Raw genomic sequence first — 12,741 nt, 5'->3', positions numbered from 1 at the left:
GCATCAACAAAATGAATTGAAAATGAAAACCTATAAAACTAAAAACACTTGCAAAAACGTTTTTGCAAGTGTTTAATTTATTTATTTTTGTCTAATAATCTGTATCGATTATTTAGGACTAGTCATTGTGTAAATGTGTTTTCATATGTGAAATGTTTTAACTTACAAAATAAATAAATTATTGGAATACAAATAACCAATAACTTTATGAAACAATAAAATTTTTTATCGACAAAATACATATTTCATCGACAAAATACAATAATTAACAATAAATTTAGGTGATATATTACAAAAAGAGTATTTTTATAGCTAGCTCTACAACCTAAAATATAGCTTAATAGGTTTGGAATTTAGTTTGGGGGAGTGGTATTCGGGGCAAATATACATAATTTTTAATAACAATTCTTTTTGAACAAAAAAACCCACTGAATTGAATCAGTGGGCTATTTGATAAAAATAGTCTCTAATTTAGTGAACTACTTTTCTTGACGTTACTTTTCCGTTATCAGAAGTAATTTGAACAATAAGCACTTGACTAGCCACTTCCACTAATGTCAAGGCAGTTGAGGAAGCATTAACATTACTTTGTTGGGCAAGTAATCGACCACGCATGTCAAACACTTTTACTTCTTGTATCAACTCGTTTCCTGAATTTATTTCTATAATTTTATTCTTAGTTGTAATTAAAACATTTGAAAAAGTAGGATTTTCAACCGATAAAGCCGATTGATAAATCAGTTCAAAACGATTGTTAAATACACCGGAATCAATAGTAAAATTATATGCTGCATTTCTTAAATCATGCTCTTCTCCAGTTATATTATCACGCAAATAAATATCATTTTCCATAGTAAATAAACCATCTACTTGAGCTAACGAAATGGAATATGCTCCGGCATTTTCAATTTTAATGCTCATTGGTACTACATCGGTTGAAATAAATTCACCTCTGGCTTGCACCGCAAACTCTTCATTATTGATAAGAGAAGTAAAAGCAGTTTGACTATCGTTAATGTATTTTCCATCATATTTGGCATCCACTTCTGTAGTTGTTCCTTCCATGTAAGCAATCATGGTTTGACCCACTAGATTTTCTGAATCGTTCAGATTCAACCAAATTCTGCTTCTATTTTCATTTTCACTTCTAAAAAACTGATTGGCTTGATTGGCAGTTCTCATTTGGTTAGTGAACACTAAGGAAGTTGAAGTAGCTCTGGCGATAAAACCTTGCCCAACTTGAATGGTTCCGTTTGGCACTTGAGCATTACTGCCACTTGACCCTGTTCCGGCACCACCGGCTAATGTATAGGTTGCATAAGCAGAACCTGTCGCAGCATTGGTTTTTCTCCAAAAATACAATGCTTCAGTTAAACCATTTTCTCCCATAAAATCATCAGCACTTATGGTAGACGGATAAGGATTCCCCACTGCGTTATAGGTATTGTTAGCAACTGATACAGATACATTTCCGTTATTTGGTTCTCCCACAAACGTTCCGGCCCAAGTAGTTGGCGATGTCGGATGATTATCAGCCGCACGAATCAAATAACCATTTCCTTCTATAAAATCATTGGTAGAAGGTATAACTGCAGCATACTGATTATTACCCGGATTATAAACATAAAAACGGTTTGCCATAGTTTGAGGAGAAAAATCTAAAAGATTTTGTCCTACAACCGGCGACGACCATAAAGTGTAATCCAAACGCATTATTTCTGCACTATTTCGTTGAACTGTGATAGAACCAATATTGGTAACATCATTCGATTGAATAAGGTTTGCATTATTTTCAACCACAACTTCTGCAGCGGTTAGTTCATTTTCCAACACATCTTCTACGGTAATTGAAGTTCCTGAATTAACCGTTAGCGAACCTGATGTTACGGTAAGTTTTTTTGATGTAAATTCTCCATTCGTTCCGGTTGCATAAGCACCGGCTATAATGGCGTCAATTGTTGCATCCGGACCGTCGATGTTTGACCATTCGGTGCCGTTCCAAGTAACTTCTGTAATTACAACCGGATTTACATAACCAGTAATAGTGAAATCTAAAGCAGTTGTATCTGCTGGATCATTCAAGTTCCAAGTTCCAGCAGCATTACTTGAAGAATAATTTAAAATTCTAAACGTTACAACTGTATTTGGAGGCAAATTTTGTAAAGCTGAAATCGCAGATAAATTTATGGATGATTGATTATTTCCTGCTGCAGACGTTGTTCCTCCCCAGGTAATTTCAGAACCAATTGTTACGAATCCGTCAGAATTAATTTGGTATTGCCAAAGTCCGGTAGTAGGACCCGTTCCAGATCTTCTAATATTGTATGGTTCAACTGTTTCAAAAGATGAAGTATAACCCACATTTGTTGTTATTGAAAATGTAACAAAATCATTATTAGTGACAGCGTTAGTAGAATTAGTTGAATTATTCCAACCATTTCCTCCCCAAGCATTTGCAGAACCAGCTCCTGTTGTTCCTATTCCACTCCCTCTTGTCAAACCAACAACTGTTACATTAGAATTTGTAGTTGTTGCTACTAAAGGAGATGGTCCAAAATTATTTGTTCCACCAACTAATGTACTAAAATCCCAACCCGCAATTACACTCGGTGCAAGATTTACAGTAACATTTTGAGTAGCATCAACAGCAGGATTATAATTTGTATTTCCATCTTGTGATGCGGTAATTACAGCCGTTCCAACACCAACCACAGTAAGCGTACTTCCGGAAACAGATACTACAGCCGGATTAGAACTTTCATACGTTAAGGCTAATCCTGATGAAGCACTTGCATACAAATTCAAGTTTAAACTTGTCGAGTTTGTATTTAGTGTTGGCAATGCATTAAACGTTATGGTCTGGTTTGCTATAGTAATTGACGCTGTTATCCCGGGTTGAGTTAATTGATAATTGAATGCTGAACTTCCCGTTAAGGAGACAGTTACGGGTTTGTTTTCACCAACATTGGCTGTGTCGAATGAACCGGTTGAAGCTAACGACACATTAGCAATATCTATTGTTTCAACATCATTCAAAGTACCGCCAACGATAATAGCCGTAGTAGTTCCGTCATAGACTTTATTATTAGCAGTAGCTCCACTTACAGTAATTAATTTGGTAGTTATATCAGCTGTGAGTGTTGGTTGAATTAGATCATAATTAGCCGCTGAGGGACCTGATAAACTAAAATTAGTTGTATTTATCGTTTTATTTGTTCCAACTGTAGCGGTTGCAAAAGCATAACTTGGTGTTCCCGATAATGAAACATTACTTTCATCACCCGGCAAAATTCCGCTCAAAGTAGCTGTTCCGGTTGCTGATGCTGCAGTTGTTCCGTCATAAACTTTAGTAACACCAGTTAATCCTGAAACCGTAAGTTGTCGTTTTGTAACAGTTAATGAACGGATAACATCCGTAGCCGCATTATAATTAGCATTTCCTGATTGTGATGCGGTAATATTGGTTGTTCCTTCGCCAACAATAGTAACTGTATTTCCGGAAATAGTAGCAACCAATGGATTAGAACTCATGTATGAAACGGTTAGACCAGAACTAGCCGTTGCCGATAAATTAAAATTGGCATCACCATATTGTCTATTTGCTAATGTATTAAATGTAATGGTTTGGTTACCTTTTGCAATTACAAAACTTAATGTAGCGGCAGTACTAGTTCCTGAACCATTGGTTGCAGTTACATCAACTGAACTTGAACCTGCTGTAGTTGGTGTTCCCGAGATAACTCCGGTAGCTGTATTTAACGACAAACCATCCGGTAAAGTGCCGTTAGTAATCGCATACGAAGTTGGAGAATTAGTAGCTACAATTTGGTAATCGGTTAATGCTGTACCAACTATTCCATTTACGGTTCCACCTGTTACGACTGGTGAAGCAGGTGAGTAAGCTGTCCAAGTTATATTATCAATTTTAACTTGTGCTGAACCAACACTTCTAATTTCTAGAGTAATATTACCCACTATATTTATATTTTGAGAATAAGTAACAACTGTGTTAGATGTTGCAGAAACCGTAATTGTTGAACCTATTTTTGAACCATTTACCCAAACTTCAATTGACCTTGCATTTGTTCCTGTAAAAGCTCTAACATAATCAAATGTTAATAAGCCCATGCCTCCAGAATATGAAGGCGAAGTAACCGCTCTAGATCCAGATGAATCAAAACAAATTGCTTTACCTGTGATAGTCTGGTCAGTTCTTGCTAATGTTGCTGTCCAAATAGCTCCATTATCACCTGTCCAACTTCGAGCTTGATAGTTTGTTGAATTTGCAGTTGGAAGATTTGTAAAAGATTCTGATGCTTGGGAGTAACTCACATTTGCAAAGAGTGAAATTACCAAAACACAAGCAAACACAAGTGTCTTAAGTAAATTTAATTTCATATTAAAGTTTTTAGTTTTTCGGAATTTAACGACCAAAGCCATCAAATCGGGTGCAAATATAACGTTAAAATGTTACACTTAATCGATTTACTAAAATTTCAAGTTATGAAATCGTTATTTATTTGTATTGAGAAATGAACAAACAAAAACCTCCTGATTGAGCAGGAGGTTTTTAATATTTTGAGATTCTTTTTAGAAAACTATTTTTTTGGAAATAACTATTCCGCTTTGTGTAACCAATTGTACTAAAAGCACTTGTGTTTGTGTTGTTCCTAATGGAATGGTTAGGTTGTTAGAAGTATTATTTTGGGAGGTAGCAATTATTCTTCCGCTTAAATCAAAAATCGTCACAGAAGTAATTTGTTCTTGAGCAGAACGAACCGACACAGCGTTGTTTTCTTTTAAAACGATAAAATGTTTGGCATTTACTGTTGGTTCATTTACAGACAAGACCTCTTGGTAGACAAGTTCAAAACGGTCTGAAAAAACACCCGATTCGCTTACGAACTCATAAGGTGCTTCCGTGATATTATGCCAAACACTTAGGTCATTATCTTTGATAAAAATTTCTGTATTGTCAGCAAACACGCCATCTTTTTCATTCAAAGTGATAGAAAAAGTTCCGGCTGTGGTGGTTTTAAAACCTAATTGAACCACATCTGTATTTTCGAAAGGCACTGCTCTTGCTTGAATGGTAAAAGGTTCTTGCTCCAAAATGGTGTAGAAGGCACTTTCACTGTCGTTAATGTAACGTCCGTCTAATGCTGCATCAAAAGCATTGGTAGCTTCTGAACGGTAATTCACTAATAGCTGGCTGTAGAAGCCATTATCTCCGGTAGCTGTCAGGCGAATACGGTTGTTTTCGACTTCAGATGAACTTCTAAAAAATTGATTATTGTTGTCTCCAATTCGCATCGTGTTATCAAAATTAATAGAAGTAGAAGTTGATTTTACGATGAAACCTTGTCCAACTTGAATTACACCATTTGGCACCAAACCAAGTGGATCACCCGAATTTGAACCGGTTCCTACTCCTCCCGCTAAGGTGTAAGTAGCATAAGATGAAGTTGCTGCGTTATTGGTTTTTCTCCAAAAATACAACGCTTCCGTAATTCCATTGGTATTGATAAAATCATCCGCATCAATGGTAGACGGATAAGGATTTCCAACTGCATTATAGGTATTGTTGGTTACTGAAACACTTACATTACCATTATTAGGCACACCATCAAAAGAACCATTCCATTCTGTAGCTATAGCTGTTGGGTGATCATCAGGCATTCTAATTAAATAACCCACACCTGCTAAAAAGTCATTGGTAGAGGGAACAATTGGACTGTAATCATCTGTTCCGGAATCATAAGTATAAAATCGATTTGGTAAAGTAGAAGGCGAAAAAGCAAGTAGATTTTGACTTGCAACCGGAGACGACCAAAGCGTGTAATCCAATTTGAATAAACTGGCACTGTTTCTGAAAATAGTTACATCGCCTACATTATCATTGGTTGTTCCGTTTTGAATTAAGTTGGCGTTGTTTTGAATGGTTACTGTTCCGCTACTGATTAAATCGTCACCAACTGTAATATTCATAGTGGATGGAACAGTTAGAGCAGTACCTGAACTAAGAATTAAATCTCCAGAAAGGGATTTGCTTGAATTTAAAGTATAACTTCCTGAATTAATGGTAACCGTGGAAGGACCATTTGCACTTGGCCATTCTAATGCAGTGGTTTGCGTTCCGGCTAAACCGTAAATTAACGTTCCTGTGGCTCCATAAGCAATTGTTCCGGATCCTGAAATGGTTCCGCTATACGTAAATGTTCCGTTAATAGTTAGTGTGGCACCAGAATCTACGGTCAAACTTGCTCCTGCAGGTAAAGTCAAGTTATTTAGCGTTTGGTTTGTGGAAACACGCAATGTAGCTCCTGAAGTCACGGTTACGTTATTCGTAGAAGGTAAAGTTGCTCCACCGGTTCTGTTTAAACGTAACGTTCCGGCATTCACAGTGGTTAATCCGGTAAATGTGTTTTGTCCTATAAGAATTACTGTACCCACACCGTTTTTGTTCACTGTGTTTACATTGGCACCGTTATTACTCATTACACCGGTTACAGTAAATGTTTCTCCAGTGTTAGAAGTTAAATTGATTGGTAAGTTGGAAACAGCTAAATTAGTGAACAATCCGTCCATATTAGCTCCACTGTTTCTAATTTGAATTTGTCTAATTGAACCTCCTCCACCCGAAAAAAGTTCGATATTATTTCTTGATCCACCTATAACGAGATTGAACTCTTTATCAGAGATAACTTCAATTTCGTAGGTTACACCTGCTTTGAAAGTATTGAAATCGGGCATGTTAGCATACTCCAATCCACTAGCTTTTAAATAACGTGCATTTCCATCTCCACCACGAAACTCAACTTTTGTTAAGGCATTATTATTATATCGTGAGTCTAAATCTGCACCACCGTCAAACAGACTACTTGTACTTCGTAAAGAGAAACCTATGATTCCATCAGTAACAATACCTGTTCTTCCGCTAGAGTTTTGTCCGGCAATTCGCATTACAATTTTTTGTCCGGGGTTTAATGTTACCGGAGTACCCGATAAAGTACCATCAACGGTTATAAATCTTCCGTTAACTTCGCCTTGATTTGTTCCTCCAAAAGAGAATAAACCAAGACCTCCTGAAAATCCAAAACATCCTGCAGAATTTCGCCATAAATTCGACCAGTTTCCACAATCGTTTGTGTAAGTTTGTGCTATAGTAACTTGACTTATTAACACACAAACTAATAGTAATAATTTTTTCATAAGTAAGTAGTTTTAAAATTTGGGTAAAATTTCTTAACAGTAAATTTGGGTAAATTTAATATTTTTTTTAAATCAAGATATAATATTACAAACTATAACGTTTTAGTGTTTATAATTTTGATGAAAAATTAGATTTTGAAGTCAAAACTCCAATAAAAAACAATTTTTAATACAGTTTTTTCTTAATTTTACTTAGGTTTTAATTAAAGAAATTTTTAAAAATAAGAAGGGAAAGGAAAGAATGATAACTAGTTTTTGACTATTCGAAAAGTATAAATAGAATCTGATTGACGGAGAATAACAGAATAAATACCACTCGAAACAAGCGGATTTACTTCAACATTTGAAGATTGACTGGACGGATATTCGTTTTGATAAACCATCCTCCCTGCTACATCATAAATCGATAAGTAAATTATATCTTGAGTATTTGATTTGAGCGAAAAGTTAAATGAATCTGAAAAAGGATTAGGATAAAACACAACTGCTTTTATAGATTCATTTTGTTCTACGCCCTCTCTACCGGTGACTATTGGGACTGTAATCGTACAGGCTTTTCCGTAAGGACCAAGCTCACCATTTATCATTACAGCTACTTTTACAGTGTAGGTTTCACCCATAATCAAGTTGGGAAACATGTTCAAATGAAATGTTCTTATTGCACGGTCTACAAATGCAAAATAATTATGGCTGGCATTTTCTAATTTTAAACGATATATTGTAGCACCAACAATTGGATTTGCATAAATTAATTCAGATTTTGACATTGGTGTGTAATCACACTGTGCTAATTGAACTTCTGTTGTTGGGAAAAAAGGTGTAGTTACAATACATCCCTCTCCATATGGCAAATAGGTACCATCATTATTTTTTACAGCTACTTCAACACTATAAGGATTATTATAGACAGGATTAATCAAAAAACTCATTCTGAACTCACGCAGTAAACGATCGATAATTTGTACATCTAATGGATTAAGAATGTTAGTAACCCGAAAACGATATCCTTTTGCAAATGGAACAAGATTAGCATAGACAATCTCGTCGAATGTAGATAAAGTGGTTGGGCATTGTGAATCTTGAATTTTGGTAAAAATTAATGGCGTTGTAATAAAACATGGCTCACTAAAGGAGTTCCAAACTCCATTTAACCTGACCGCAACTTCAACTGTATAGACAGTATCATACTCATAAATTGTAAGCTGTGTCAATCTAAAAACACGAAGCATAAAATCTAATGTCTCAGTTACATTAGTAGAAGTATTAGTTACTCTAAAACGATACAATTCAGCATTTGGAACAATGTCTGCAACTATGGATTGATTGATTGCACTTAAAGTTGTTCCACATTGCTGAATTTGTGTAACAGTATCTGTTTGGGAAGTCCCAATAGTAGTAATAAAAACAAAAAAAAATGACAAAATTGTTTTCATATTTAAAATGCGAGACATGTCAAGAAATAAAATTTCTTTTAACTTTATTAACAAATATTTTTCAATTTATTGCTGAGCAAATGTAATAAAGTCATTGTTTTAATCGATATATTATCTGTTAACAGTTCTATATTTTCGTTGAAATGTTAAATGTAAGCATACCTTGTAATGAAATACATATCAAATTATATAAAAATGAAGGAATTACACATTTATAATTCAACAAATCAAGCTTATTTAAGAACCGCTTTGAAATAAAAATAAAATGTCGGGTAAATGTCAGGTCAAATCCTCCCAAAATAATTGCAACAAAAAAAGAAGGTTTGTAGTATTGCTCAAAATTTAATCATCAAATCATGAAACAACCTGAACTAGGTAAGATAATTTCCAACTTACGAAACGAAAAAGGACTAACGCAAGAAGAGTTAGTAGAAAAATGTAATATTAGCGTTCGAACCATACAACGCATTGAGGCCGGAGAGGTAACTCCAAGAAGTTTTACCATTAAAACCATTTTGGCTGCATTAGATTACAATTTCGAAAACATAAAATTATTGTTCCCTAATGAAGATAAAACTAGGTGGAGCATTTCAAAAATGCAACTTTTTGGCTTGAACTTGGCCATCATTTCAGGAATTGTATACTTTTTTATAGGTTTCGTAGAAGTCTATTTTGATCTTGACATTGAAGATTTCAAAACAGTACAATCATCCACTCCAATTTACATTTGTGTTAAATTGATTTCGTTGGTTAGTATGGTATTTTTCTACAGCGGATTTGTGGTAAGTGGAACTATTTTTTCAAATTATTTATTGCGAATAAGTGCTATTGTTGTCATTTTCACTTTCGGAATGGGTTATGTTTTTGATATTTTTACTTGGTATAATCCGCTAGATTCCGAAGAATATTTCTTGGTGATTTTATCCATCCTGTTTGGATGTGCTTATGTGTTGAATGGAATTGGCGTTTTACGATTGAAATCGCATTTAGATAAAAATTTACCTACGTTAACCGGAATATTTCTAATTATAACCGGAGCAACATTTATTGTTGTGTTTCTATTTTTAATTGGTGCTTTCTTATTAATTTCGTTAACAATTTTACAGATCATTTTACTTTATAAAATAAAAGAAATCACTACTTCTTAAATATAAAAAAAGCCCGGAATTTCCGGGCTTTAACTATTTAATCGAAATATTATTTTTGTTTAAATGCTTTCTTTCCTGGAAAATAAGCCACACTTCCTAATTCTTCTTCAATACGAAGTAATTGATTGTATTTTGCCATACGGTCAGAACGCGAAGCCGAACCGGTTTTAATTTGACCACAATTTAATGCTACAGCTAAATCCGCAATGGTGTTGTCTTCTGTTTCTCCTGAACGATGTGACATTACTGAAGTATATCCTGCATTATGAGCCATATTTACTGCTGCAATCGTCTCTGTTAATGTTCCGATTTGGTTTACTTTTACTAAGATTGAATTGGCAATTCCTTTTTGAATTCCGGTGGATAAACGCTGCACGTTAGTTACAAACAAATCGTCACCCACTAATTGTACTTTATCTCCGATAAGGTCCGTTAAATATTTCCAACCATCCCAGTCATTTTCGTCCATTCCGTCTTCGATGGAAATGATTGGATATTTTGAAGCTAATTCAGCTAAATATTCGGCTTGTTCGGCAGAAGTTCTGATTTTTCCTGTTTCACCTTCAAATTTTTTGTAATCATAATTTCCGTTTACATAAAATTCTGCAGCTGCACAATCTAAGGCAATCATTACATCTTCTCCAAAAGTATAACCTGCATTTTCAACTGCCAATTTGATAGAATCTAATGCATCTTCTGTTCCTCCGGCTAAGTTAGGTGCAAAACCACCTTCATCTCCCACTGCCGTTGACAAATGACGGTCGTGTAATACTTTTTTCAAGTTGTGAAAAATCTCCGTTCCCATTTGCATGGCATGTGTAAAACTGGTTGCTTTCACCGGCATAATCATGAATTCTTGGAACGCAATCGGAGCATCGGAATGCGAACCACCGTTGATGATGTTCATCATTGGAACTGGTAACGTGTTTGCAGATACTCCACCTACATAACGGTATAATGGCATTCCTAATTCATTAGCAGCTGCTTTTGCAACGGCTAAAGAAACACCAAGAATTGCATTAGCACCTAAATTTGATTTATTTGGTGTACCATCCAATTCAATCATGGTTTTGTCGATTTGATTTTGTTCAAAAACTGACATGCCAACAATTTCCTCTGCGATGATTGTATTGACATTATCTACAGCCTTTAAAACTCCTTTCCCCATGTAGGCTTTTCCACCATCACGAAGTTCTACTGCTTCATGTTCGCCGGTGGAAGCTCCTGATGGAACGGCTGCTCTTCCTAAAATTCCGTTTTCTGTAATAACATCCACTTCTACCGTTGGATTTCCTCTTGAATCAAGAATTTGTCTTGCATGTACTTTGATAATAATACTCATGATACTGTTTATTTATTATTTTTTAGTTACTTTTTTTGAATGATACACAAATTTAAGGATTCTAAATTTGGAATTTTATATAATTTAAGAAAGTTATAAACGCAAACGTTTTAGTATAAAAAAAGGCCTGACAATTAAAAAAACTGTCAGGCACTATTAAATTTATACTTCTTGTAAACTTGATTTTTTAATATTACTAATAAAATCATCAAACAAATACGATGAATCATGTGGTCCGGGACTAGCCTCAGGATGATATTGGACTGAGAAGCAGTTTTTCGATTTCATTCGCATTCCGGCCACAGTTCCGTCGTTAAGATGAACGTGTGTAATTTCTAAATCGGGATGCTTTTCCAGTTCTTCGCGAACCACAGCAAATCCATGGTTTTGAGAGGTGATTTCTCCTTTTCCGGTGATTAGATTTTTTACGGGATGATTGATTCCGCGATGTCCGTTGAACATTTTATAAGTAGAAATGCCGTTGGCTAAACCAATGATTTGATGACCAAGACAGATGCCGAATAGTGGTTTATTGTCGGCTATGATTTGTTTCGCTACATCGATTACGCCAGTTAATGGTTCCGGGTCGCCGGGACCGTTGGACAAAAAGTAACCATCGGGATTGAAACTTTGCAAATCGGCATACGATGCGTTGTATGGAAATACTTTGATGTAGCAATCTCTTTTGGCTAAGTTGCGAAGGATGTTGGTTTTAATACCTAAATCTAATGCTGAAATTTTGTAAGTTGCTTTTTCGTCTCCGAAAAAATAGGGTTCTTTGGTTGAAACGGTAGAGGCTAACTCCAATCCTTTCATATCTGGAACGTTGGCTAATTGCGTTTTTAAATCTTCAATTAATGTTCCATCGGTGCAAATTACTGCATTTTGTGCACCGTTGTCACGGATGTAGCTTACTAAAGCTCGTGTATCAACATCGGAAATGGCGATTAGGTTTTGTTTTTTGAAATAGTCAAATAAACTACCGGCAGCATCAGGGCGGGAATAATTGAAGCTGAAATTTTTGCAAACTAATCCGGCTATTTTAATGGAATCTGATTCAACTTCTTGGTCATTTACGCCATAATTTCCAATGTGAGCATTAGTGGCTACCATGATTTGTCCGAAATAAGAAGGATCAGTGAAGATTTCCTGATATCCGGTCATTCCGGTGTTGAAGCAGACTTCGCCGAAGGTTTTTCCGCTGATTCCGATTGATTTTCCGTGAAAAATGGTGCCATCTGCAAGTAAAAGGATGGCCGGTTGTCGTGTGGTGTAGTTCATTGTTGTGTGTTGTTTTGCAAATTTAGTTTAAATTCTGAATTTGGGAAAGTTTTTTTTTCTGAGGGGCTGAGGGACTGAGGTTCTGAGGCACTAAGGTTTTGATGATGGCTTCATATGGAATTCAATATTTTTATGGTTTACTTTTAGCCCCGATTGCAGCGGTATCCTTTTGTGTAGTTTACGGAGCAAAAGATATAGCGGAAAGCGGGAAAATGATTTCCTGAAAAAGCCCGAGCCGCTCGCTTCTGAAACTGAAATAGATTCAGCATTAATAAAAAAAAAAGGACAAACTCGAAAGTTTATCCTTTTTTATTATTTGATAATG

The 12,741-nt window shown here is 35.4% G+C and carries 6 protein-coding genes; 1 reads left to right on the top strand and 5 read right to left on the bottom strand.

Going from position 1 to position 12,741, the window contains the following annotated elements; translation table 11 throughout:
* Positions 1-471 precede the first annotated feature (471 nt).
* The 3 genes from ACIQ0M_RS11895 to ACIQ0M_RS11885 all read right to left on the bottom strand — a co-directional run bounded on the left by ACIQ0M_RS11895 (position 472) and on the right by ACIQ0M_RS11885 (position 8,645).
* The gene (locus tag ACIQ0M_RS11895) at positions 472-4,398 is read right to left on the bottom strand and encodes a YDG domain-containing protein (RefSeq protein WP_396152498.1); all 3,927 of its coding nucleotides are present in this window, start codon (positions 4,396-4,398) and stop codon (positions 472-474) included.
* A 192-nt stretch (positions 4,399-4,590) separates the two neighbouring features.
* On the bottom strand, positions 4,591-7,212 hold the full coding sequence (locus ACIQ0M_RS11890) for a T9SS sorting signal type C domain-containing protein (protein ID WP_396152496.1): 2,622 nt from the start codon (positions 7,210-7,212) through the stop codon (positions 4,591-4,593).
* 248 nt (positions 7,213-7,460) lie between these two features.
* Positions 7,461-8,645, bottom strand: coding sequence for a T9SS type A sorting domain-containing protein (locus ACIQ0M_RS11885; protein ID WP_396152494.1), 1,185 nt, complete (start codon positions 8,643-8,645; stop codon positions 7,461-7,463).
* A 356-nt stretch (positions 8,646-9,001) separates the two neighbouring features.
* Here ACIQ0M_RS11885 and ACIQ0M_RS11880 point away from each other — a divergent pair, with 356 nt between their 5' ends.
* On the top strand, positions 9,002-9,793 hold the full coding sequence (locus ACIQ0M_RS11880) for a helix-turn-helix domain-containing protein (protein WP_396152492.1): 792 nt from the start codon (positions 9,002-9,004) through the stop codon (positions 9,791-9,793).
* Between the two features lie 49 nt (positions 9,794-9,842).
* Here ACIQ0M_RS11880 and eno read toward each other — a convergent pair whose 3' ends face one another.
* Positions 9,843-11,135 (bottom strand): phosphopyruvate hydratase, encoded by a 1,293-nt coding sequence (gene eno / locus ACIQ0M_RS11875; RefSeq protein ID WP_396152489.1) that lies wholly within the window; start codon positions 11,133-11,135, stop codon positions 9,843-9,845.
* Positions 11,136-11,297: 162 nt separating this feature from the next.
* Entirely contained in the window at positions 11,298-12,416 is a 1,119-nt protein-coding gene (carA, locus tag ACIQ0M_RS11870) for a glutamine-hydrolyzing carbamoyl-phosphate synthase small subunit (RefSeq protein WP_396152487.1), read from the bottom strand.
* Between the last annotated feature and the right edge of the window lie 325 nt (positions 12,417-12,741).

The organism is Flavobacterium sp., from assembly GCF_044339515.1.
In the GTDB taxonomy this organism is placed as follows: domain Bacteria; phylum Bacteroidota; class Bacteroidia; order Flavobacteriales; family Flavobacteriaceae; genus Flavobacterium.
This window is presented reverse-complemented; position numbering and strand designations above follow the sequence as displayed.